Origin of the sequence: Hymenobacter pini, from assembly GCF_020421205.1 — a bacterium.
GTDB classification, from domain to species: domain Bacteria; phylum Bacteroidota; class Bacteroidia; order Cytophagales; family Hymenobacteraceae; genus Hymenobacter; species Hymenobacter pini.
On sequence record NZ_JAIZZH010000002.1, the window covers coordinates 435,893 to 459,462 of the forward strand.

General features: G+C 59.4%; 21 protein-coding genes and 1 pseudogene. 15 read left to right on the forward strand and 7 right to left on the reverse strand.

Translation table 11 applies throughout. The features are described from left to right. Window positions 1-190 precede the first annotated feature (190 nt). Window positions 191-1,975 (reverse strand): L,D-transpeptidase family protein, encoded by a 1,785-nt coding sequence (locus tag LF252_RS08405; RefSeq protein WP_226269136.1) that lies wholly within the window; start codon window positions 1,973-1,975, stop codon window positions 191-193. Between the two features lie 261 nt (window positions 1,976-2,236). On the opposite strand from LF252_RS08405, the gene LF252_RS08410 reads away from it, so the two are divergent. Beyond that, entirely contained in the window at window positions 2,237-4,039 is a 1,803-nt protein-coding gene (locus LF252_RS08410; protein WP_226269137.1) for a M1 family metallopeptidase, read from the forward strand. Window positions 4,040-4,193: 154 nt separating this feature from the next. Beyond that, window positions 4,194-5,132, forward strand: a complete 939-nt coding sequence (locus LF252_RS08415; protein ID WP_226269138.1) for a cyanophycinase — start codon at window positions 4,194-4,196, stop codon at window positions 5,130-5,132. A gap of 191 nt (window positions 5,133-5,323) precedes the next feature. Here LF252_RS08415 and LF252_RS08420 read toward each other — a convergent pair whose 3' ends face one another. Continuing rightward, complete coding sequence (locus LF252_RS08420; RefSeq protein ID WP_226269139.1) at window positions 5,324-6,328, reverse strand: isoaspartyl peptidase/L-asparaginase family protein; 1,005 nt, start codon at window positions 6,326-6,328, stop codon at window positions 5,324-5,326. Between the two features lie 148 nt (window positions 6,329-6,476). Between LF252_RS08420 and LF252_RS08425 the strand changes: the two genes are divergently transcribed. From LF252_RS08425 to LF252_RS08440, 4 genes are all read left to right on the forward strand, one after another. Next, window positions 6,477-6,896, forward strand: coding sequence for a DUF3127 domain-containing protein (locus LF252_RS08425; RefSeq protein ID WP_226269140.1), 420 nt, complete (start codon window positions 6,477-6,479; stop codon window positions 6,894-6,896). 112 nt (window positions 6,897-7,008) lie between these two features. Beyond that, window positions 7,009-8,346: a leucine-rich repeat-containing protein kinase family protein gene (locus tag LF252_RS08430; RefSeq protein WP_226269141.1), complete on the forward strand. Its 1,338-nt coding sequence runs from the start codon at window positions 7,009-7,011 to the stop codon at window positions 8,344-8,346. 85 nt (window positions 8,347-8,431) lie between these two features. Next, window positions 8,432-9,307, forward strand: coding sequence for an SDR family oxidoreductase (locus tag LF252_RS08435; RefSeq protein ID WP_226269142.1), 876 nt, complete (start codon window positions 8,432-8,434; stop codon window positions 9,305-9,307). A 54-nt stretch (window positions 9,308-9,361) separates the two neighbouring features. Further along, window positions 9,362-9,991 carry an AlbA family DNA-binding domain-containing protein gene (locus LF252_RS08440; RefSeq protein ID WP_226269143.1) on the forward strand — a complete coding sequence of 210 codons (630 nt, stop codon included), beginning with the start codon at window positions 9,362-9,364 and terminating at the stop codon, window positions 9,989-9,991. Here the strand turns inward: LF252_RS08440 and LF252_RS08445 are convergent. Both LF252_RS08445 and LF252_RS08450 read right to left on the reverse strand, forming a co-directional pair. Then, window positions 9,979-10,377, reverse strand: a complete 399-nt coding sequence (locus LF252_RS08445; protein ID WP_226269144.1) for a VOC family protein — start codon at window positions 10,375-10,377, stop codon at window positions 9,979-9,981. The two genes, LF252_RS08440 and LF252_RS08445, sit on opposite strands and share 13 nt — an antisense overlap. Before the next feature lie 244 nt (window positions 10,378-10,621). Next, window positions 10,622-11,152, reverse strand: a complete 531-nt coding sequence (locus LF252_RS08450; RefSeq protein WP_226269145.1) for a DinB family protein — start codon at window positions 11,150-11,152, stop codon at window positions 10,622-10,624. Between the two features lie 394 nt (window positions 11,153-11,546). Here LF252_RS08450 and LF252_RS08455 point away from each other — a divergent pair, with 394 nt between their 5' ends. The 5 genes and pseudogenes from LF252_RS08455 to LF252_RS08475 all read left to right on the forward strand — a co-directional run bounded on the left by LF252_RS08455 (window position 11,547) and on the right by LF252_RS08475 (window position 17,439). Next, window positions 11,547-12,110 (forward strand): YdcF family protein, encoded by a 564-nt coding sequence (locus LF252_RS08455; protein WP_226269146.1) that lies wholly within the window; start codon window positions 11,547-11,549, stop codon window positions 12,108-12,110. A gap of 317 nt (window positions 12,111-12,427) precedes the next feature. After that, window positions 12,428-12,526 (forward strand): annotated as a pseudogene (locus LF252_RS23150) (YkvA family protein); the annotation flags it as partial. Window positions 12,527-12,910: 384 nt separating this feature from the next. Then, the gene (locus tag LF252_RS08465; protein ID WP_226269148.1) at window positions 12,911-15,172 is read left to right on the forward strand and encodes a S46 family peptidase; all 2,262 of its coding nucleotides are present in this window, start codon (window positions 12,911-12,913) and stop codon (window positions 15,170-15,172) included. A 124-nt stretch (window positions 15,173-15,296) separates the two neighbouring features. Beyond that, entirely contained in the window at window positions 15,297-16,124 is an 828-nt protein-coding gene (locus LF252_RS08470) for a hypothetical protein (protein WP_226269149.1), read from the forward strand. A 46-nt stretch (window positions 16,125-16,170) separates the two neighbouring features. Next, window positions 16,171-17,439, forward strand: coding sequence for a metal-dependent hydrolase family protein (locus LF252_RS08475; RefSeq protein ID WP_226269150.1), 1,269 nt, complete (start codon window positions 16,171-16,173; stop codon window positions 17,437-17,439). 104 nt (window positions 17,440-17,543) lie between these two features. Here the strand turns inward: LF252_RS08475 and LF252_RS08480 are convergent, their stop codons facing one another. Beyond that, window positions 17,544-18,302, reverse strand: coding sequence for a glycosyltransferase family 2 protein (locus LF252_RS08480; RefSeq protein WP_226269151.1), 759 nt, complete (start codon window positions 18,300-18,302; stop codon window positions 17,544-17,546). 99 nt (window positions 18,303-18,401) lie between these two features. Here LF252_RS08480 and LF252_RS08485 point away from each other — a divergent pair, with 99 nt between their 5' ends. Together LF252_RS08485 and LF252_RS08490 are read left to right on the forward strand one after the other, a co-directional pair. After that, entirely contained in the window at window positions 18,402-18,701 is a 300-nt protein-coding gene (locus LF252_RS08485) for a hypothetical protein (RefSeq protein ID WP_226269152.1), read from the forward strand. A gap of 134 nt (window positions 18,702-18,835) precedes the next feature. Next, entirely contained in the window at window positions 18,836-19,684 is an 849-nt protein-coding gene (locus tag LF252_RS08490) for a LysM peptidoglycan-binding domain-containing protein (protein WP_226269153.1), read from the forward strand. 217 nt (window positions 19,685-19,901) lie between these two features. On the opposite strand, the gene LF252_RS08495 is transcribed toward LF252_RS08490, so the two are convergent. Both LF252_RS08495 and LF252_RS08500 read right to left on the reverse strand, forming a co-directional pair. Next, entirely contained in the window at window positions 19,902-20,783 is an 882-nt protein-coding gene (locus LF252_RS08495) for an SDR family oxidoreductase (protein ID WP_226269154.1), read from the reverse strand. Between the two features lie 48 nt (window positions 20,784-20,831). After that, on the reverse strand, window positions 20,832-21,221 hold the full coding sequence (locus LF252_RS08500) for a hypothetical protein (RefSeq protein ID WP_226269155.1): 390 nt from the start codon (window positions 21,219-21,221) through the stop codon (window positions 20,832-20,834). 101 nt (window positions 21,222-21,322) lie between these two features. Between LF252_RS08500 and LF252_RS08505 the strand changes: the two genes are divergently transcribed. Together LF252_RS08505 and LF252_RS08510 are read left to right on the forward strand one after the other, a co-directional pair. Then, a complete protein-coding gene (locus LF252_RS08505; RefSeq protein ID WP_226269156.1) occupies window positions 21,323-22,168 on the forward strand; it encodes a Rossmann-fold NAD(P)-binding domain-containing protein in 846 nt (281 codons plus the stop codon). A 141-nt stretch (window positions 22,169-22,309) separates the two neighbouring features. Further along, window positions 22,310-23,566 carry a BaiN/RdsA family NAD(P)/FAD-dependent oxidoreductase gene (locus LF252_RS08510; RefSeq protein WP_226269157.1) on the forward strand — a complete coding sequence of 419 codons (1,257 nt, stop codon included), beginning with the start codon at window positions 22,310-22,312 and terminating at the stop codon, window positions 23,564-23,566. Window positions 23,567-23,570 lie beyond the last annotated feature (4 nt).

The window sequence follows — 23,570 nt, forward strand, 5'->3', positions numbered from 1 at the left end:
ATGGAATAGGCTGCCGCGTTATATGCATTGTGCTGGCTTCGCAACGCTGGCTTATACTGTGCTGAGCCAGCACAAGCTGCCGCTTCCCCAAGCTTCTGTAATGCCTGTGTAAACGAACAGTCCCCACCCCGGCACATGCCAGAGTGGGGACTGTTTAGCAACCGAGAACAGCTAGAAGCCGCAGGAAAGTTTAGTTGAAATACTCTTTTGCCAGCGCTTTATCGTGGCCGTAAATGTCGTCCCGGAAATGCACCTTGCCGGCTTCATCTACCCAGGTAGTGAAGTACACAAGGTAAACCGGAAGCTTTTCGGGGAGAGTCACGTACTTCTCGCGGCGGCCCGCAATGGTATCCAGGATGGCCGTCCGGTCCCAGCCGGGCTTGTCGCGGAGCAGGTACTCGGCCAGTTTGATGGGCTCGGCCACCCGCACGCAACCGTGGCTGAAGCCGCGCTTGGCCTGGCTGAACAGCTCGTCGTGGGGGGTGTCGTGCAGGTAAATATCGTTGGAGTTGGGGAAGATAAACTTCACGTCGCCGAGGTCGTTCTTAGGACCGGGGCGGCGGCGCAGGGTGTACTTCCACGTCTTTTCCGTGAGGTTTACCCAGTCAATGGTGGAGGGGTCAATGGGTGTCGCCTTGGCGCCCCACCCTTTCACCACCTCCATATCCAGCCGGTCGAGGGTGCCTTGGGGGTCGGCGGCCAGCTTCGAGCGAAGCTCTTTATCGATGATGCTATAGGGCACGTTCCAGTAAGGAGCCAGCACCACGAACTCCATTTTGTCGCTGAAAACGGGAGTTGCGTTCAGCGTTTTGCCCACAATAACCGGCATCGTGAAGGCCTCTTTGCCCTCCTCTACCACGTGCAGAGTGTACTCGGGAATGTTCACCAACAGGTAATCGGGCTCAAACTTTTTCGGAATCCAGCGCCACCGTTCCATGTTCAGCATAATCTGATCGATGCGCTGATTCACCGGAATATTGAGCAGGCGCAGAGTTTCGCCAGCCACAACGCCGTCGGGTTTCAGGCCATTATCAACCTGAAATTCCTTCACGGCTGCTACCAGTTCAGCATCGTATTTCTCGGCCGCTGGTGCGTTGGGAGCTGTGGTCTGACCCGTTTTATTAGATACCGCCACGGCCGGAGTAGTGGTGGTAGAAGCAGTAGCGGAGGCAGTCGATGCGGCCGCGTCTTTACCGAGCAACCGCTGGCGCAAAGTAGCCACGGCCGGTGAGGCGGCACCAGGTTTCAGGCGCGTACCAGCGGGCAGCGTCGGCCACCCGCCGTTGCGCTGGATGGCGCGGTAGTCGGCCAAGGCTTTGCGCAGCCGGTCGTACTCGGGGTGCAGCGGTTCAAAATCATAGTAGCCGTAGGTACTCTCCCGCTCCTTCAGGATGGTCATGAGCGCCTTGTGCAGCTTGATTTTGTTGCGCTTAACGTTCCAGTCAATAGATTTTACCGCTCGGGGGTCAACCGTACCGCGGTAAAAATCAGACGCATAGTTGAAATACGTGCCCGACAGGGCCACATCGATTTCCTTTTCCAGCGCATTGCGGCGGGTAGAGTCGCCCTGAGCCGCCTCTAGGTCACTGAAAAGCTTATCGAAGTTTTTGGTTTTGTATTCTTTAGGATCCAGGCCTTCGTCGGCGGCTTTGTTGATAACGCCGAGCATTGTTTTGGCCTGCGGTACCAGCTCGTGGTTGCGGAACCAGCCGAGGCGGAAGTCCCGCTCCCGGTAAAACTTCTTGGCCCACTCAATCTGGTCTTTGAATTTGGGCTCGGCCGTCATGTACTTTACAATGTACACGCTGTCGAGCTTGGGCTGCGCGCCGCCGGCTTTGGTGATGCCGCCGGGCAACGCCTCTTTCAACTGGGCTTTCTGATCCTGGCTGCACGACACCACGGAGGTGCACAGCAGCAGGCCCAGCAGCCAGCAGCAAAAGGTGGTGAAAAATGAAGGGCGGTGGAATGCAGACATAGGGGAATGAAGAGCGAGAATCAGTAATGAAAACTTCTCTGCTACGAGTTACCCAACGGCAGCTCAGAGCAGACAAGGCGTTGTACTGAATTCGGCACAGTGGAGTTGCCCACCGCGCCGTCTCCGGCTCATTGCGCAAGTTAGGCGTTTGGCTGCACCTTTGGATATCTGTTGGCAGTACTTTTCTCGTACAGCCAAGCTTTCCGTTGCGCATCAAGCAGCCCTGCCCGGCGGGCAGCCGTCGTTTTCCTTTCCGCTCATATGCCCCATTCTGTTCTTACCACCGACCCGCACAGTCACGCCCGCCCTGCCGAGGTAAGCGTGCATCACCTCCAGTTGGAGTTAACCGTTGACTTTGCCGCCCGGGTACTGCGCGGCGCGGCTACCTGGCAGCTCACCCGCTCGGGCACTAAAGCCACCGAGCTCCTGCTTGACACCCGCGACCTGCACATTGAAGCGGTTACGCTGAACGGTGGGCCCGAGCAAGTAGCCTTTGAACAGGAAGCTGCCGATGTCGTGCTGGGCCAGGCGCTACGCATCCCGCTCCGCCCCGACACCACGGCCGTTACCATCCGGTACCAGACCAGCCCGCAGGCGGCGGCGCTGCAGTGGCTCAGCCCCGAGCAAACGGCCGGCCGCCAACAACCCTTCCTGTTCACCCAGTCGCAAGCCATCCTAGCCCGTACCTGGCTGCCGTGTCAGGACTCGCCGGGAGTGCGCTTCACGTATGAGGCCCAGGTGCAGGTGCCGCCGCACCTGCTGGCCCTGATGAGCGCCGAGAACCCGCAGCAGCGTACCACCGACGGGCGCTACCATTTCCGGATGCAGCAGCCTATTCCGGCCTACCTGATGGCTCTGGCCGTGGGTGACGTGGAGTTCCGCCCCCTGAGTCCGCGCACCGGCGTGTACGCCGAGCCTGCTACCCTGCCGGTAGCGGCCAGCGAGTTTGAGGACCTGGAAAACATGGTGACTGCCGCCGAGGACCTCTACGGCCCTTACCGCTGGGAGCGGTACGATTTGCTGGTGCTGCCTCCTTCCTTCCCCTTCGGCGGCATGGAGAATCCGCGGTTAACGTTTGTAACGCCCACCATTCTGGCCGGCGACCGGAGCCTGACCAGCCTGGTGGCTCACGAGCTGGCCCACTCCTGGAGCGGCAACCTGGTAACTAACGCCACCTGGAACGATTTCTGGCTGAACGAGGGCTTCACGGTGTATTTTGAGCGCCGCATTATGGAGCAGCTCTACGGCCAGCCCTACGCCGACATGCTGCAGGTGCTGGGCCACACCTCCCTGCAACACACCGTGCTGGAGCTGGGCCCCTCTAGCCCTGATACCCACCTGCACCTCAACCTGGCCGGCCGTGACCCGGACGAGGGCCTCAACGATATTGCCTACGAGAAAGGCGACTATCTGCTCCTGACCCTGGAGCACCTGGTGGACCGCCCCGCCCTCGACACCTTTATAAAGGAGTATTTCGCGCGGCACAGTTTTCAGAGTATGGACACGGCTTCCTTCGTAGCTTACCTGCGCCGGGAGCTGCTGGACAAGTACCCGGGGCTGGAGCAGCAACTTCATCTGGAAGCCTGGGTGTATGGCCCGGGCATTCCGGAAGGCGCGCCGGCCGTGGCCTCCGAGCGGTTTGCGGCCGTGGAGGCCGCACTGCGTGCCTGGCAGCAGGGCGCTACCGCCGCAGAGCTGGACACGCAGGGCTGGAGCAGCCACGAGTGGGTGCACTTTCTGCACGGCTTACCGCGGGAGGTATCATCGGCCCAGCTCGCAGAGCTGGATGACGCTTTTCATTTTACCAGCTCCGGCAACTCCGAAATTCTGGCAGCCTGGTTTCCGCACACCATTGCGGCGGAGTATGCCCCGGCCCACGATGCCCTGCGCCAGTTCCTGACGCGGGTGGGCCGACGCAAATTTCTCACGCCGCTGTACCGGGCCCTGCTGGCCACCCCCGGCGGCACCGAGCGGGCCCGGCAGCTATACGCTCAGGCCCGGCCCAACTACCACGCCGTGGCTACCAGCACGCTGGATGCGCTGGTGGGTAACCCATCTATTTGAATGTATGTGGCGCCCGGTGGTGCCATGTTCCACTTTGGCGTAAGCTCCACTTTTCCGTATACTCGGTAGCACGTGGCCCGAAGCTTGCTTGCCACTTTTCCCGGGAGTTGGCTTCTTGTTGCTCCTGTTTGTTTTGCTAAAGCTGAATTCGACCTTGAAAAATCAAAAACCGCTCGGTAAGCTCATTGCCATTGGAGGCAACGAGGACAAGGGCACCTACCCCAATCCCCGCACCAAGAAGAAATACTACCTCAACTTTTTCGAGCTCGGTATTCTGAAGCGGGTGGTATTGGAGTCGGGCAAGGAAGACCCGCAAATTGAAGTTATTACCACAGCTTCCATGATTCCGGAGGAAGTGGCCCGTGTGTATTTGTCCTCGTTCACGATGCTGAACTGCAACAACGTGAACATTATGGATATCCGCACCCGCGAAGATGCCTTGCAGCGGCAGTACGTAGAGCGCCTGCGCCGGGCCGACATTGTGATGTTCTCGGGGGGCAATCAGTCGCGCCTCACCGAAATGTTCGATGACACTGACTTTCTGGCTACCCTGAAAAAGCGGTACTACGAAACGCCCAACTTCATTATTGCGGGCACCTCGGCCGGAGCCGTGGCCATGTCGAAAACCATGATAAAGGGCGGCAGCGTGCCGGATGCCCTGATGAAAGGCGCGGTAAAGATGGGCAGCGGCCTGGGCTTCCTGGATAACGTGGTTATCGACTCCCACTTTGTGAAGCGCGGCCGCTTTGGCCGTCTGCTAGAGGCCGTAGCGCTGCACCCCAAACTCATCGGCATTGGTCTGGGTGAGGACACGGGCGTGCTCATCACCGAGGGCAACCAGCTGGAGGCCATCGGCTCCAACCTGGTTATTATCATGGATGGGCACAAGCTGGAGCATAACAACGCCGCCGCTGCCAAAAAGGGTGAAGCCATTTCCATTGAAAACATGCTGCTGCACGTGCTGGTGAAGGGCAACCTCTACGACGTAACGGAGCGGGAATTCTACCCCGACCTAAAGCTGCGTCAGCAGGCCGCCGAGTCGGAGCGGCTCACGGCCGGCAAACCTGCCAATGCTCCGGCACCTGCCGGATAAGCAATGTAACCAAATGTACAAAAAGCCCTTATTCAAGCTGAATAAGGGCTTTTTGCATTTATCCAAATGCTACATAACCCGTGATGAGTGCCAGCAGCTATTAGCCGTGACCACTCCTTATATATATAGCCACCAAAAAGATATATATAGCCACCAAAAAGCTGTGTCGGCCACAACTCCGTAATCAGGGCTCAACCTTTGTAGATGGCAACCCAAGGCTTATCCTCAGCGGAGGTTTGCCAAGCCCGGTACATGCCTTCAGAGTTGAAGGGCAGAGCCACGTTGCCCAGTGCATCCACGGCTACCAGGCCGCCCTCCCCGCCTACGGGAGCCAGCTTGTCGTGCACCACAATGCGGCTGGCTTCGGCCAGGCTCAGCCCCCGGTACTCCATCAGGCAGCTGATATCATGGGCTACCACGGCCCGCAGGAAAAACTCCCCGTGCCCGGTGCAGCTGATGGCGCAGGTGCGGTTGTCGGCGAAGGTGCCGCTGCCGATGATGGGCGAGTCGCCGATGCGGGAGAACTGCTTGTTGGTCATGCCGCCGGTGCTGGTGGCGGCGGCCAGGTTGCCGTGCTGGTCGAGGGCTACAGCGCCCACGGTGCCCATTTTTTTCTTCGGGTCCTCGTGGGTAGGGTTGGAAAAAGCGGCCGGCTCGGCCACGGGGGCAGCCGTTTCGGGGTGTAGGGTTTCGGAGTGGTCGAGGCGCATACGACCTTCCTGCAAGGCTTCCTGAAGCTGGTCGTAGCGCTGCTGGGTGAAAAAATACTCCTGAGGTTGGGTGGGCAGGCCGTGCAGGCGGGCCAGCTCATCGGCCCCGGGCCAGGCCAGCAGCACGTGCTCGGTTTTCTCCATTACCAGGCGGGCCGCCCGAATGGGGTTCTGCACGGTGCGGGCTCCGGCCACCGCGCCGGCGGCGCGGTTACGACCGTCCATAATGGCGGCGTCCATTTCGTGGTGGCCGTCGTGGGTGAACACCGCGCCCCGGCCGGCATTGAATAAAGGGCAGTCTTCGAGGCTGCGCACGGCCTGCTCCACAGCATCCAGCGCGGCCCCACCCTGCCGAAGCACCGCATACCCGGTTTCCAGGGCAGCTTGCAGGGCCTGGCGGTAGGCGTGTTCTTTTTCGGGTGTCATCAGGGCGGGCGAAATGGTGCCGGCCCCGCCGTGCAGGGCCAGAGCGAAGGGAGCACTCATGGGCAAAAAAAGTTGATGGGTGAGCAAAAACGCAAGGTAAAGGTAGTCAGGCTATGGGCCCGAAATGGCCTTACGCGACAGGAACGAACCGCGTTTTTTTTCGTAGGTTTGGTTTACTGTTTTCAACTCCCCAACATATTTCATTCCTATGGCTTACGAAGCTACCGGCCGCCTGCACGAAATTTTCGACGAACAGCAGGTGAGCGAAAAATTCCGCAAGCGCGAGTTCGTGCTGGAGGTCGTAGACGGCCAGTATCCCGAGCATATCAAGTTCCAACTGGTACAGGACAAAACCGCCCTCATCGACTCCTACAAAATTGGGGACGAGGTGAAGGTTTCCTTTAACCTGCGTGGCCGCGGGTTCAACAAGAACGGCCAGATGCTGTACTTCACCAACCTGGAGGCATGGCGCATTGAGTCGGCCGCTGGTGGTGCTTCGGCTCCCCAGGGTGGTGGCTACCAGCAGCAGGCTCCCCGCGCCGCTGCTCCCGCTCAGAACTCCAACCCCAACCTGCGCGCTTCGGCCGCTCCCATTGCTTCGGACGACGACAACGACCTGCCCTTCTAAAGTGGGTCTCTAGCCGCACAACGACTGCCTGATTCGTTTTTTTAAAAGCCGCTTCTGAAATTCAGAAGCGGCTTTTTACTGCGCTGGACTTCCCGGCGTTTTTCACTTGCTTATGCATACGCTGCAACAATTGCGCGCCGGCGCGCTGGCCGGGGCCACCCGCCTGGACCTCCGCGAAGGAATAACCGAATTTCCTCAGGAAATTTTCGAGCTGGTCGACACGCTGGAAATCCTCAACCTCACGGGTAACGCCCTGCGGGAGCTACCAGCCGACTTGCCCCGCCTGCGCAAGCTGCGGATTCTGTTCTGCTCCGAGAATCAGTTTACCGAAGTGCCGGCCGTACTGGGCCAGTGCCTGGAGTTGGAAATGATAGGCTTCAAAGCCAACCAGATTCACACATTACATGGTGAGGCCCTTCCACCTCGGCTGCGTTGGCTGATTCTGACAGATAACCAACTCAAATCTTTGCCCCCGGAAATTGGCCGCTGCCAGCAGTTGCAGAAGCTGATGCTGGCCGGCAACCAGCTGCGGGAATTGCCCCGGGAGTTGGGCCAGTGCCAAAACCTGGAGCTCCTGCGCCTCTCCGCCAACCGGCTCCCCGGGCTGCCCGATTGGCTGCTGCAGTTGCCCCGCCTCACCTGGCTGGCTTATGCCGGCAACCCGTTTGCGGAGGCGGCCGAGGAAGCGGCCCTGGCCCACTCCCCCATCCGGGAAATCAACTGGAATGAAATTGAATTGCAACACGTGCTGGGCGAGGGTGCTTCGGGCGTGATTTCTCAGGCCAGCTGGCAAGGCCGGTCCGTGGCGGTGAAGCTGTTCAAAGGTGCTGTTACCAGCGACGGACTACCGCACAGCGAAATGGTGGCCTGCATCCGGGCCGGGGCCCACCCTAACCTGATTCCGGTACTCGGCAAAGTGGTGGGCCACCCAGCCGGGGCCGAAGGACTGGTACTGGAACTCATCAGCCCGGAGTTTGGCAACCTGGCGGGTCCGCCCAGCTTCAGCACTTGCACCCGCGACGTGTACGCACCGGGCACCACTTTTTCGCTGATGGCGGTGCTGCGTATTGCGCAAGGTATTGCGGCCGCTGCGGCCCACCTGCACGGCCGCGGCATTTTGCACGGCGACTTGTATGCCCACAACATTCTGGTCACTGCCGATGGGCGGAGCCTTCTGGGTGATTTTGGGGCAGCTGGTTTCTTTGACCTACATTCCCCGGCGGCGGAAGCACTGCAGCGCCTGGAGGCGAGGGCCTTCGGCTGCTTGTTGGAGGAACTGCTGGACCTGTGTCCCGAAGCCACGGCTACCACTGCCACGGCTGAGCAGCTGCGGCAGTGGCAACAGCGCTGCCTGCAGCCTGCCATTGCAGCCCGGCCCTTGCTCACAGAAATCAGCCAGGGGCTGCAAAAGCTGGCTGTTTCAGCGGAAGCCGCCCAACCTTCCACGTAAGTGCTACGTCTGTAAGTAGTACGTTACCGGCGCAGTAGCACTTTACGCCGGCATTTCGTTTTTATTCTCTTTCTCCTATTTCTGCATGACAACCGTTTCGGTGCTGCCCCTGGCCGGAAAAACGGCCCTCGTAACCGGAGCTACCAGCGGCATTGGGCTGGTAACCGCCCGGGAGCTGGCCCGACGCGGGGCCCGGGTGGTGCTGGTGGGCCGCGACACGGATAAGGCCGCCCGCGCCCAGCAGGCCATTCAGCTAGCGGCCGGCCCCGAGGCCTTGGTGCACGTGAAATGCTTCGACTTATCACTGCTGCGAAACGTGCATCAATTGGCCGATGAGATGCAGCAGGAGTTTGATAAGCTGGATATACTGGTGAACAACGCCGGTATCATGCCGGGGCACTTTGCCCTTACCGAGGAAGGCCACGAGCTGTGTTGGGCCACCAACCACTTGGCACCGTACGTACTCACCAACCGGCTACTGCCGCTGCTGGATGCCGCTGGCCGGGCCCGGGTAGTTACGGTTTCGTCGCTGATGCACTGGGTGGGCGAGATTGAGCCCGACCGCAACGTGCGCAACTCGCCCGATAACTACAGCTGGCTCACGGCCTACGCCGATTCCAAGCTGGCCAACATTCTGTTCACCAAGGAGCTAGCCCACCGCCTCGACCTCACCGGCATTACCGCCAACTGCCTGCATCCCGGCATGGTAGATACCGGACTGATGCGCCCCGATACCTCCGGCGTAATGAAGGCTCTCTGGTGGATGGCCCGCCCGGCCATGACTTCCCCGGAATTGGGCGCGCAAACCACGCTGTACCTGGCCACCTCACCCGAAGTAGCCAGCCAGAGCGGCCGGTACTTTGCCAACTGCAAACCTGCCCACTGTTCCAGCCGCGCCAATAGCGCCCAGGAGGCCAGCCGCCTCTGGCGCATCTCCGCCGAGGAAACTGGGGTGGAGTGACGTGCGTTGACTAATTAACAATGGAACGTCATTCCGTTGCCAACCCAATACCTTATGACTGAGCTACTGGAACTGATTCGGCAGGGCGAAGGTGAGCGGCTGGAGTTTAAGCAGCGCACTACACACCCCACCCGCATAGCCCGCACGCTGTCGTCGCTGGCGAATACGCACGGGGGGCGGGTACTGGTAGGAGTTGATGATAACGGCCGGGTGCTAGGGGTGCGCGACGTAGAAGAAGAACTGTTTCAGCTCCGGCAGGCCGCCCAGCATTATATCGACCCGCCCATTCGGCTGCGGTTTCAGGAAGTAGAGACCGAAAACGGCCGGGCCGTGCTCATTGTTACCGTACCCGAAAGCACCGAAAAACCCCACCGCGCCCAAGTGGCCGATGGAGAATGGAAAGCCTACGTGCGGGTGCGCGACGAAAGTGTGCTGGCCAGTTCCCTCACCGAGAAAGTGCTGGAGCGTCAGGAGCCCACGCCGCGTTTTGAGCGGCTACCGTTAAATAAAGAGGAACTAGCGGTGCTGGAATATCTGCAGAAGAACCCGCGCATCACGCTGCCCCAGTATATGAAGCTGCTCAACATCGGGCAGCGCCGGGCTTACCGCACCCTCATCAAGCTTACTTTACACGGCTACATCAAGCACCACGACAAGCAGAAAGAAGTGTATTATACGCTCTGAGCGGGCTCCAGTAAATCCCAGAGGTTGCCGTATAAATCGGCGAAAACCAGCACGGTACCATAGGTTTCCACCACCGGAGGCCGAACAATTCGCACTTCCTGCGCCAACAGGCCGGCATAATCCCGAGCGAGGTTATCAGTATAGAGAAACAGGGCCACACGGCCGCCGGTCTGGTTGCCGACAGCGGCTTGCTGAGCAGGTGTAGCCGCCTTAGCCAATAGCAATTCTGCCCCGTTTGAGCCGGGTGGTGCCACCCGCACCCACCGCTTATCGGGGCTCAGCGGCGTATCCTCAACCAGGATAAAGCCGAGTTTTTGCGTGTAAAAGGCAATAGCCTCATCGTAATCGGCTACTACCAGAGTGACGAGGGCTAGCCGCTGAATCATACATCAAAAGACAAAGAGGCTCGTCTATTTGACGAGCCTCTGCTAAATTAATCCTGCTGACGAGCTTTAGCGGCTTTTTTCTCGTCTTTGGCGGCCTTTTTTTCCTTGGCGGATTTGGCCGGCTCTTTCTTTTTCTCTTTGCGGGCGTCTTGTGCTTTAGCCATAGTGCGTGATGAGGAATGAGAGGTGGATTAGGGTATTCTTAACGCAGTGGCCGTAGCCAGTGTTGTGCGGGTTTGCGCAGTTAGCGCAGCCCCGGCAAGTACCGCTCCCGCAACAGGTTGAGGTGATGGGCCTCATGACCGGGCAGGATGTACGCCAAAGCCCGCACGCTCACCGGCTGCCCGCTGGCCGTACCCTGGCGGTTTACAGCTTCCTCCGTGAAGGACTCCAGCAGGCTCAGGGTAGCGGCTCGCACCGCATCATATTCCGCCAGAATATTAGCAAACGAGCGGGCATCGGCGCCGGATACGGGCACGTAGTTATCTTGCTCGAAACCAGGCAGCGGAGTAGCATCTCCCCGCCCGATGCGCAGGGCGCGGTAGGCAAAAATGCGCTCCGTGTCCAGCATGTGCACCAGGTTTTCCTTGATGCTCCACTTGCCCGGAGCGTATCGGAAAGCCCCCTGCTCCTCGGTCAGTCCGACCAACAGCTGCCGTAACTCCTGAGGCTGGCGGCGGAGGGTATCCAGCGGATTACCCGTAATAAGCTTCACGTAGGTATGGTAGTACGGGGCGTACTCCGTAGCAGCGGGTGGTGTGAAAGGGGTGCTCATGGCGGCGAATGTAGCGGAATCCGGATAACTTCGGGGCTGTTGCGAACTGTATCCTCTTCTTCTCCCTGATATCTATGTTATCTGCCTTCCGCCAGCGCCCGGTTCCGGGCTGGCTGCTTTGGGTGCTGATATTGTTGGTGGCAATTCAGCTGTTCGGGTATCTTAATCTGGAAATCAGTTATAAGTAAGAGGTGGACATTGCCGAGACGCTGGTAGAAATCAATCCGCCTACAGCCACAGCAAAGCAACAAGAGAGCAGCAGTACCGCGAAATTCGGGAAGCCCAGTTCCGGTGCTTGTTGTATGCTGCCCTGGCCGCCGGTACTGCTGTGGTTTTGGGCTTGCATAACAGTCGCCTGTCAACAACTACCTCATCCTCTACCGCCATTTCATAAATGCACTTTCCCGTTTGGCTGCGGCTGGCTGGCGGCGTACTACTACTGCTGCTAATCCACGCCGCCGGCATTGCCCTCGATGCCCTCACCGACCGCGCCCAGCCAGCCGACTGCCTGGTAGTGCTTGGCAATACAGTTAACCCCGATGGTAGCCTTTCGCCCCGCCTGAAGGCCCGCCTAGACGAAGCCCTGCGGCTGTACCGGGCAGGGATAAGTCCGCGCATTTTTGTGAGTGGAGGCTTGGGCAAAGAAGGTCACTATGAAGGCTCCGTGATGCGCCGCTACTTAGTACAGCAAGGGGTGCCCAATACGGCAATTTACACCGACAACCAGGGCACGAACACAGTAGCTACTGCGCAGAATTTTGCCCGTGTGGCCCAAGAACAGCACTGGCAGTCGGCGGTAGTGGTGTCACAGTTTTTCCATTTGAGCCGGACCAAACTGCTACTGCGGCAACAGGGAGTTACGGAAGTTTCGGGCTCGGCAGCCCGGTACGTGGAAGCCCGCGACGGGTACGCACTGTTGCGGGAGGTGCCGGCGCTGTATGTGGCTTGGCTGCGCTGATGAGCTGTAACGTCTGGTCGGCCGGAGACGTACATGCTGCACACAACCTCAACCCCTCCCCGATGTCTTCAATTACTGAAAAAGGCCTCTCTATTTCTAAAAACGCGCTGTTCAGCGTGTTCATGAACCGCGCCGGCAAGCTGCTGGGTCGCCCCTTTAAGGTGGTGATGGTGCTGAACGAAGTAGCCAACAAGCTAGCCAGCAAGGACAGCGGCGACAACAAATTCAAGCAACTGTTTGACATTGGAGCCACCGTTATTCGCCTGGTGCGCAACTACGTGAGCGGCGAGTACCGCCAAATTGAAACCAGCACGATTGTATCGGCGCTGGGCGTGTTGCTCTACGTACTCTCGCCCGTAGACTTGGTGCCGGATTTCATTCCCGTAATTGGCTTCCTGGATGATTTGGCCCTGCTGAGCTGGTTTGTAGATAAGTTTCAGGATGAAATTGCCCGCTTCCGGGAGTGGGAGAAAACCCACGCGGCTCAGGAAACCGACGATATTCCGGCGGCTTCAGCTACTCCTAAAGCCTCGAATACGAACAGCCAGAACACGCCTGCCGTAGCCGAGCTGGGCCATTCCTAACCACTGATTTCACGAATTTTTCGCGGATTTCACGGATTTCGTGGACGATTATTGAGCGCAGCGCCCGGCCCATGGTGGCCGGGCGCTTTACGTTTAACGGCCCTGCGTACCACTGCGCCACCCTCTCCGAAACACTGCGAGAAATCCTGCTTGCAAGCAGCCGAAGCCGTACTTTTACGTCTTTCCGACCACCTCCACCCCTTTTACCACATTAGAATGCAACTTCGTACCCGGCTGGCTTTGCTGGCTCTTACGCTCCTTTCGGCGCTGCCCCAGGCCCGCGCCGACGAGGGCATGTGGCTGCCGCTGCTGCTCAAGCAGCTCAACGAGGCCGACATGCAGAAAAAAGGCCTCAAGCTCACCGCCGAGCAGATCTACTCCATCAACCAGGGCAGCCTGAAGGATGCCATTGTGCAGTTTGGGGGCGGCTGCACCGGCGAGATTATTTCGGATCAGGGCCTGTTGCTCACCAACCACCACTGCGGCTACAGCCAGATTCAGAGTCATTCGTCGGTGGAGAAGGACTACCTCACCAACGGCTACTGGGCCATGGACCGCAGCCAGGAACTGCCTAACCAGGGTCTTACGGCCACGTTCATCGTGCGCATGGAGGATGTGACCAGTCAGGTATTGGCCGGCGTGCCCACCACGGGCATTGCCGAAGCTGACCGGGAGAAACTGGTGCAGACCAACTCCCAGCGCGTGGCTCAGGCCTCCGTGCAGGGCACGCACTACCAGGCGTTTGTGCGCCCCATGTTCAATGGCAACGAATATTATTTGTTCGTGACGGAGGTGTTCCAGGACGTGCGCCTGGTGGGGGCTCCGCCGAGCAGCATCGGCAAATTTGGGGGCGACACCGATAACTGGGCCTGGCCCCGCCACACCGGCGACTTCAGCATCTTCCGCATCTACGCCGGCCCCGATAACAAGCCCGCCCCTTACTCGGCCGAGAACAAACCCTTCAAACCCCGCCACCACCTGCCCATTTCCCTGGGCGGTGTGCAACCCGGCGACTTTACCATGGTATTTGGCTTCCCCGGCCGCACCAACGAGTACCTCACCAGCTGGGGCGTAGAGGAAACCTATGCGCTTTCCGACCCGGCCAAAATCCGCATCCGGGAAGCCAAGCTGAAAGTGCTGGACGCCGATATGAAGGCCTCCGACAAAGTGCGCATTCAGTACGCGGCCAAATACGCCAGCATTGCCAACTACTGGAAAAAGTGGATTGGTGAGGTGCGCGGCCTCAAAAAGCTGGACGCCGTGCGCGTGAAGCAGCAGCAAGAGGCCACGTTCCAGAAGTGGGCGGAAAGCGGTGACGCCGCCCGTCGGGCCACCTTCGCCACCCTGCTGCCCGATTTGCAGCGCAACTACGCTACCGCCCGCGACTATACCCTGGCCCGCGACTACGTGACCGAGGCCGCTATGGGCGTGGAGTTGATGACCTACGCAAACAGCTTACTGCCCTTGCTGGAGCTGGTTGATAAAAAAGCCCCCGCCGCTGAGTTGGCCGCCGCCGTGGAGCGCACCAAAAAAGGTACTCCCGGCTTCTTTCGCAATTACAACGCCCCCACCGACCAGAAAGTAGCCGCCCAGTTGCTGCCCCTGTACGCCACCGGTACCCCGGCGGCTCTGCTGCCCGCCTACGTGAAAAACCTGCAGAAGCAGTACGCTACCCAAGGTGGTTGGAGCGCCTACGCGGCCCAGCTGTTCAGCAAGTCGCGCCTCACTTCGCAGGAATCGGCCTTTGCGGTGCTGGATGAAGTAGCCCAAGGTAAAGCCGATGCGCTGCGCCAAGACCCTGCCGTGCAGTTGGCCCAGGCTATCATCAGCAACTACCGCACGGCTATCCTGCCCACTTACACCGCTGCCACCGACCAGATTGCCCTGCTCCAGCGCACTTACGTGGCTGGCCTGCGCCTGCAACAGCCGGAACGCAAGTTCTACCCCGATGCCAACTCTACCCTGCGCGTTGCCTACGGCCAGGTAGCCGGCTACCAACCCGCCGACGGCACGAAGTACGACTTCTATACCACCCTCGATGGCATCATGGAGAAAGCCGACCCCACCAACCCCGAGTTTGAGGTTCCGGCCCGCCTCGCCGAGTTGTACAAAAACAAGGATTTCGGCCCCTACGCCTACAAAGGTACGGTACCGGTAGCCTTCATTGCCACCAACCACACTACCGGCGGCAACAGTGGCTCGCCGGTCATCAACGGCCGCGGGGAGCTGATCGGCACCAACTTCGACCGGAACTGGGAAGGCACCATGTCCGATATCATGTTCGACCCCGACCGGGTGCGCAACATCACCCTGGACGTGCGCTACATGCTCTTCGTGGTGGATAAATTCGCCGGGGCCAGCCACTTGGTTAAGGAAATGACCCTGGTAGGCGGCTCTGCCGACGCTACCCCAGCCGGCAATGGCAAGAAGTTGGAGAAGATCAAAGTGAAGCGCAAGCCGGTCAAGGAAAAGGCATAGCCTGCCTGATTGCCTACGTAAAACGCCCGCCGGAAATGTATCTTCCGGCGGGCGTTTACTTTGCGACCCTTCATTACCAGTATTCAGTATGAGATACGTGTGTTTGCCCCTACTCCTGTGTGGCGTGGCCGTTGCGCCTGCATTAGCACAACGTGCGGCTCTTGACCGGCAACAGCGTGATATTTTGCAGGAGGGTCTGGCCCTTTATGAGTCGGAGCGCGCCTCCTGGGTAGCCACCGATGTGTTGCAGGCTCGGCATGAGGATTTAAGCCAGCTGGGCGGCTACCTTTCCTACACGGAAGGTGACTCGGTTCGGACCATTTTCTTTCGTCGGCCTGGTACCGAACCGGTAGCCGTGCTGTATACCTTTCAGTTTGCCCGCACCTCAATTGAGCCAACTACAGTGCGGGCGTCGGGCGGAAGGCCATTTACGGCGCGCGAGCAGCATCTGCTCACGATGCGCCAGGCGGTGTATGCTGAACTGTATTCGGGAAAAGTATTAGGAACAGCGTACCGGTTTCCAGCTAAAACCAACCCCAATGTGGTAGTGCTGGATCAGGGAGAGCCCCGAGCTTATGTTATCACTGGTCCCAAGGAAGGTCGTTTGCTACCCATAGGCAATGATTTTCGTTTTATACTTTCGAAAACCGGCGAAGTGCGACAAGTAGAACGTCTGCACAATTCATACTTGGCACTGGAAATGCCGGCAGGCAGTGAGCAGATTCAGGCCGGTATGCACTCCCATTTAGAACAGCACCCGTTCATCACGGCCACTGATATATGCTCCTTGTTATTATATAAAGCCATTTTTCCGGCATCTCAGCACTATGTAATGAGTAAGGATTATGTATCCCTCTTTGATGTACCAAAGCAGCAACTGGTTATTTTAACCCGCAAAGCTTTCGACAAAATTGGCAAGGCCCAAACCCCGCCTTCCAACGCATCAGAGTAGTTGCTCTAAGCATTATTCGTTCCTCTTTTGCCTTTCTGCTTTGTCTGTGCGCCCTGCTTTTCTTCTTGCGGCCTTGCTAACCAGCCTTTCTGCAATTAGCCAAACGCCTGCCCCTGCTCCAGCCCTGCTGCTGCGGCCCGCTGCCGTGTTCGACGGAGAATCCCTGCACCAAGGCTGGGCGGTGCTCACCGAGGGTGACAAAATAAAAGCCATCGGCCCGGCTGCCCAGCTTCAGGCCCCAGCCGGCGCCCGCACCCTGGAGCTGCCGGGCCTTACGCTGTTACCCGGCCTTATTGAAGCGCACAGCCACCTGCTGTTGCACCCCTACAACGAAACCACCTGGAACGACCAAGTACTACTGGAATCGGAAGCCCTGCGGGTGGCCCGGGCCACGGCCCACGCCCGCGCAACCCTCGATGCCGGCTTCACCACCGCCCGCGACCTGGGCTCGGAAGGCGCGGGCTACGCCGACGTAGGCCTCAAGCAGGCCATCGACCGGGGCCTGATTCCGGGGCCGCGCCTGCTGGTGGCTACCCGGGCGCTGGTGGCCACCGGCTCCTACGGGCCCAAGCTTTCGGTGGATGTAGAGGTGCCCCAAGGTGCCCAGGAAGCCGATGGTGTCGACGGCATCATCCGGGCCGTGCGGGAGCAGATTGGCAAAGGCGCCGATATTATCAAAGTGTACGCCGACTACCGCTGGGGTGCCAACGAGCCCAGCCGCCCCACATTTTCACAGGACGAGCTAAACCTGATTGTGCAAACCGCCCGCAGCGCTGGCCGCCCGGTGGTAGCCCACGCCAGCACGCCCGAGGGCATGCGCCGCGCTACCCTGGCCGGCGTGCAAACCATTGAGCACGGCGACGGGGGTACGCTGGATGTGTTTCGGCTGATGAAGCAGCGCGGCGTGGCCCTGTGCCCCACCGTGGCCGCCGGCGACGCCGTATCCCGGTATCGGGGCTGGCAACCGGGCACCGGCCCCGAGCCGGAGCGCATACGGCAGAAGCGCGAAACCATGAAACTGGCCCTGCAAAGCGGCGTGGAGCTGGCCGTGGGTGGCGACGTGGGCGTGTTCACCCACGGCGACAATCTGCGCGAAGCCGAGTTGCTGGTGCAGAGCTACGGCCTCACCTCAATGCAGGCCCTACGCGGCCTCACCGCCACCAACGCCCGCCTACTCCAACTCCCCGACCGGGGCCGCCTACAGCCCGGCCTCCTCGCCGACCTCGTAGCCGTTCCCGGCGACCCTACCCAGGACATCAAAACGCTGCGCCAGATTCGGCTGGTGGTGAAGGGCGGAATGGTGGTGAAAGAATAGCTTTAAAACGTGTCATTCCGAGCGAAGCGAGGAATCTGGGTTGCTTGCTAGAAGCAAACTTAGATTCCTCGCTTCGCTCGGAATGACACGTTTTATGATGCGGGTTACGGCCGCTCAATACCCAGTTGCTGCAGCTGCTCGGCGTAGTTATCGTAGATGATGCGCAAGTCCTGGGCGTGGTGGTCGGCATCTACGCCGATGCTCACGTTGCTGGTGTGGAAGCGGTGCAGGTGGCTGACATGGGGGCAGACAACGGGCAGATGGCCAGCCAGCAGAAACCGCACGTACAGGTCCAGGTCTTCGGCCATTTTGATGTTCTCATCGTAGCCGCCTACTTCGTCAAACAAGGCCCGGCTATAGCACACGTTACCCTGAATGAAGTGCTCGGCCCGAAAAATGGCCTGCAGCATCTCGCGGGGCGAGTTGAACTGCCAGGCATAGTAATCTTCATTAGGCAGGTAGCGTCGGTCCTGGTCCACGCGCAGAAAGTCGGCTACCAGCCAGGGCCGGCCAGGGTGGCGCTGTATCTGGTCGGCGTAGTGGAACAGAGTGCGCTGCAGCAATAGGTCGTCGTCGTCGAGAGGTACAATCCAAGTATCGGCGGGGGCCTCCTGCCCAATCAGGCGGTTGCGGGCAGGGCCGGCTTTGAGCAGCGTGGGCTGGGTATGCACGCGCAACGGCACGCCCGGCTGGCCAACGGCTTCTTGTAGCCAGGCGGCGGTGCCGTCGGTGCTGGCGTTTTCGCACACCAGGTGTTCAATGGAGAAGTCGAGGGGAGCCGAGACGCTGGCGCGCACGCTGGCCACGGCCTCCGGCAGGTAGTCGAGCCGGTTGTGGGTTGGGGTAATAACAGTAAAATGCATAGTTCCCTATTCTGCTAGCCGACAAAAAAAGTTACGGCCGAGCTTGCAGCTCAACCCTCCGGCCACCCGGCGCGTTATCACCACGAAGCTGTTGCATCCATGGCCAAATTTGTGGTTACCCTGCGCTTGCCCGATGTGTTTGACGAAGCCTTTATGGCTCTCATTCCGCGGCACCGCGCCTTTATTGACCGGTTAATCGAGGACGACATTATTGAGACCTACGCCATCAGCGCCGACCGCACCCGGGGCTGGGTAACCATGAACGGCCACAACGCCGAGGCCGTGCGGGCCGTGGTGGAGCAATTTCCGCTGTTTCGGTTTCTGCTGGGCATTGAGGTGGATGAGCTCTTTGTGTTCGACAGCAAAGCCAACCGGTTTCCGGCTATCAGCCTCAATTAAGCCGCTCACTACCCTTCTGGTCCCGGCATCTTGGCACATTTCCTGCCAATGCTCACCCTGTCGACGTTGCCTTGGTTGGCATCCGCCGGCTTTCCCCTATCTTCCCAACCTACCCTCCCTTTTTGCTTCGTTACATGATTCGTTATTACCGGCTGCTGGCCGTTGCTATGCTGGGTTTTTCGGGGCTGGCCGCCGCTCCTACCGCCCCCGCCATTACTACCGACCAACTTATCAGCCGCCTCAGCGGTGCCATCCAAGGACTCAAAACGCTGCGTTGCAATGTGCGCGCCCAGGAGCGCATTGATGGCGGCTACCAGCAGGCCCGCACCCTCATGAAAATGAGCTTCAACCCCTACAAGGTGTACCTGAAAAACCAGAAGGGCATTGAGGTGCTGTACGTGACGGGCCAGAACAACGGCGACGCCTGGGTATACCCCAACAGTTTTCCGTACGTGACTTTGAGCCTGGACCCGAACGGCTCGGTAATGCGCAAAAATCAGCACCACAGTACCCTAGATGCCGGCTACGGTACCATTGCCGAGCTGCTGCACGGCTCCAGCCAGCGCCTCGACCGCACGTTCGAGAAGAGCTTTCGTTACACCGGCGACACCACCGTGCTGGGCCACGCTGCCTACGTACTCCGCGCCGACTATCCGCAGTTTCGGTACGTGAGCTACAAGCCCGCTAAAAGCGAGAGCATCAGCACCATTGCCGATAAGTTTGGGTGTGGCGAGTACCGTATTATGGAGCGCAACGACCTAAGCCCCGGAGCCGTGGTGCCCGCCGGCAAAACCGTGCAGGTACCCAACGCCTACGGCCGCCGCATTGTGCTCTGCGTGGACCAAAAGCTGTCTTTGCCCTTGGTAGTGCAGGTAAACGACGACAAGGGCTTGTTCGAGAAATTCGAGTTTTCTGACGTGGTAGCCAACCAGCCCATCCCGGCCCAGGAGTTCACCAAGGACTTCAAAGGCTACAAACTATAATCACTGATTGCACGTCTTTTGGAACACGCATTTCGCAGATTTTGTGAACGATTGAGCAAGTACGTTTCTAGCGTATAGAGTGCTAAGATAAAATAGACCATTGCATCCTACGCACAAAAAAGGCTTGCTGTAGAGCAAGCCTTTTTTGTCGAAATCTAAAAACGAATCGTCCACAAAATCCGTGTAATCCGCGGCAGAATCCGTGGAATCAGTGGTTCTAGCGGCGCATGGTTTTTTCAATCTGGTCCCACATGTCGGAGGTCAGCAGCTCCAGCTTGTTGAACTCACCGGCCCCGTTCAGCCACTCGCCGCCGTCGAGGGTTACTACCTCGCCGTTCATGTAGGCCGAGAAGTCCGATACCATATAGGCGGCCAGGTTGGCCAGCTCCTGGTGGTTACCCACGCGCTTCAGCGGCACCGAAGCAGCCGGGTCGAGCTTGGAGGCCAAGGGCTCGGGGAACAGGCGGCTCCAGGCACCTTCCGTAGGGAACGGGCCGGGGGCAATGGCGTTGGAGCGGATGCCGTATTTGGCCCACTCCACGGCCAGGGACCGGGTCATGGCCAGTACGCCGGCCTTAGCCGCCGCCGAGGGTACCACAAAGGCCGACCCCACCGAAGCGTAGGTAGTCACAATGTTCAGGATGGTACCGGGGCGCTTATCGGCAATCCACCGCTTGCCAAAGGCCAGCGTGCAATTGTAAGAGCCCTTCAGCACGATGTCCACAATCACATCGAAGGCCTTGTGACTGAGGCGTTCCGTGGGGCTGATGAAGTTGCCGGCGGCGTTGTTCAGCAGCACATCTACGCCCCCGTAGGTATCAATGGTTTGCTGCAAAAGCTTCTCCACTTCGTCGTACTTGCGCACGTCGCACTGCACGGCCAGCACGTTCTGGTTGCCGGTTTGCTCGCGCAGCTCGGCGGCGGTTTTTTCCAGCACGTCCAGTTTACGGGAGCTGATAACCACGTTGGCACCCAGCTGCAGAAAATAGGTGGTCATGGCCCGGCCAAGGCCAGTACCGCCGCCCGTTACTACAATAGTTTTGCCCTGCAGGGCATTGTCGCGGAGCATGGGCTGGGCGTAGGGGTGCGCAAGTGACATAGGGTGAGAAACGTTGAAGTGGGAAAATGGTAGTCGGAAGAATCGGCGCTACGGCCGGGGTTCAAATAAACTCAGTATGCGGGTAACGGTGCCTTCTGCTACAGCTCGGCTGCCTTCGCAACAATAGAAACCGGTGCCGGCTCGGATTCTGGTCTGGTGCACGGCCCGCATGTGCTCCGAGAACACACTAATGCGCACGTGTAGCCATTCATCAGCCGGCAGTGGCAGTTCCCGCCAGGAATTACCAGTTTCCGGGTCGAAAAAATCCGGGTACAACCACATAAATAGCAGGCGCGGCTTGTCTTGGGCATACGCAAAATCCCACCGGATACCATTATAGGCCATGCTATTCCGTCCGCCTTCGTCAGCCCGCAGAATTCGCACACGGGCCTCAAAGTCGATTGGAAACTCAGGATACAGGCGGTCCGGGGAGCTCATAAATAGTATGCTTGCATACTGGTTTGGGCGCAAGGTAACAGTTTCCCAATTCCGGGGCGGCTTCTTGCTTGGGAAAGATTTTTTGCCACCTTTACCGCTGCATGAACAACTCCGCTGCTTCTGCTTCGCTCCCCACTGTGGCCGTGCTGGGCTGCGGCTGGCTGGGCCTGCCACTGGCCCGCGCCCTAGTAACGGCCGGCTACCGGGTGCACGGATCTACTACCACGCCCGGCCAACTTCTCACCCTGCGCGACGCCGGCATCCGGCCATTTTTGCTGCGGCTCGCCCCCAACCTTTCTCCCACCGATGCTGATACCCTCCAGGCTTTATTGCGCGGGGTTGAGGTGCTCGTATTAAACGTGCCGCCGTCCCGGTCCGCCGGCAACCCCGAAGCGTACCCGGCGCTGCTCAGCCAGGTTACGGAATCCGCCGAAACGGCTGGCGTGCAGCACACCCTGCTGATTAGCTCCACCGGCGTGTACCCCGATGACCCGCACCTGATGCGGGAAGCCGATGCCGTAGCCGATGACTTAGCCCCGCAACCGTTGCTTCGGGCAGAGGCATTGGTACAACAGCCGCGGCATACCGTGGTGCGGCTGGCGGGCCTGATGGGCCCCGGCCGGGCCCCCGGCCGTTTTTTGGCGGGCCGCACGGGCGTGGCCCACGGAGAAGGCCCGGTCAATATGATCCATTTGCAGGACTGCGTGGGGCTTTTGCAGTGCATTTTGGACCGGCAGTTGTGGGGCTATACGTTTAATGCCTGCGCGGCCACGCATCCCTCCCGCCGCACTTTCTACACCGAGGCTGCCACCCGCCTGGGCCTGCAACCGCCTACGTTTCAGGAGGCCACTACCAGCAGCAAGCAAATTGACTCCAGCCTGATTCGGGAGAAAACCGGCTACCAGTTTCGCCACGACGATGTTATAGCTGCCCTGGCATTCTGCTAGCTCCCACAGCTACAATACCTCTTGGCTTAAGGTCACGCTCAAATATTTTTGGCTGAGCAGGAACCGTATGAATTCCACATCAGGCTTCAGAACTTATTCGATACGTGCGAGGTGCCTGATCTGTGAAGTATCTTTGCCGCTGTGAATACTGAGCGTGATACGGTTGTGGTGCTGGGCGGCGGCGCGGCTGGCTTTTTTGGGGCTATTGCCTGCGCCGAGGCTAACCCGGCCCTACGGGTGGTCCTGGTAGAGAAGACGGGCAAGCTGCTTAGCAAAGTGCGGATATCCGGTGGAGGGCGCTGCAATGTGACCCACGCCGCCGACACGGCCGCGCAGTTGGTGCAGCATTACCCGCGCGGGGCCCGCCAGCTTAAGGAGCCGTTTAAGCAGTTCGGGGCGCTGGATACGGTACGGTGGTTTAAAGACCGGGGCGTACACCTCAAGACCGAGCCCGACGGCCGCATGTTTCCGACCACCGACTCCTCGGAAACCATTGCCCGGTGCCTGCTGGATGCGGCCCAGCGCGCTGGGGTAGAAATCCTGACCCACACGATGGCTGAGCACATTCAGCCCCTGCCCAACGGCGGTTTTCAGCTCACGCTTACCGGTGCAGCCGCTCAGACGCTTGCCGCTAAGCGGCTGCTCATAGCCACGGGCGGCGCGCCAAAGTCGGAGCAATATGAGTGGCTGCGGCAGTTGGGCCATTCCGTGCAGGAGCCCGTACCCAGCCTGTTTACCTTCAACGTGCCCAACTCCCCACTGCAGGAGTTGCCGGGCGTGAGCGTGCCCCGCGCCCGCGTGCGGGTGGCCGGCCAAAAGTTGGAATACGCGGGACCGGTGATGGTAACGCACTGGGGCGTGAGCGGGCCAGCCGTACTAAAACTTTCGGCCTGGGGAGCCCGCCGCCTCCACGAGCTGCAGTACCGCAGCACCGCGCTTATTAACTGGATTCCGGAGTTTACGGAGGATACCTTACGGCCTCACCTGCAGCAGTATCGGGAGCTGCACGGCAAAAAAACAGTGGTCAGCAACCCGCTGTTCGGCTTGCCGCAACGGCTATGGCGTACGTTGGCTGAGCAGGCGGGCATTGGGGCGGAATTACGCTGGCAGGATACCCCGCTTAAGCTTCTCAACCGCTTTATTGAGGCGTTGCTACGCACTGCTTTGCCAGTGCAGGGCAAAACCACCTACAAAGACGAATTTGTAACCTGCGGAGGCATTTCGCTCAGCGAAATCAACATGAGCCGAATGGAAAGCCGCTTGGTGCCGGGACTGCACTTTGCAGGGGAAGTGCTTGATGTCGACGGCATCACAGGAGGATTTAACTTTCAGGCGGCCTGGACAACGGGCTACCTGGCCGGTCGGGCCATGGCAGGTAACCAGCCCACTTTAAGATAATAAA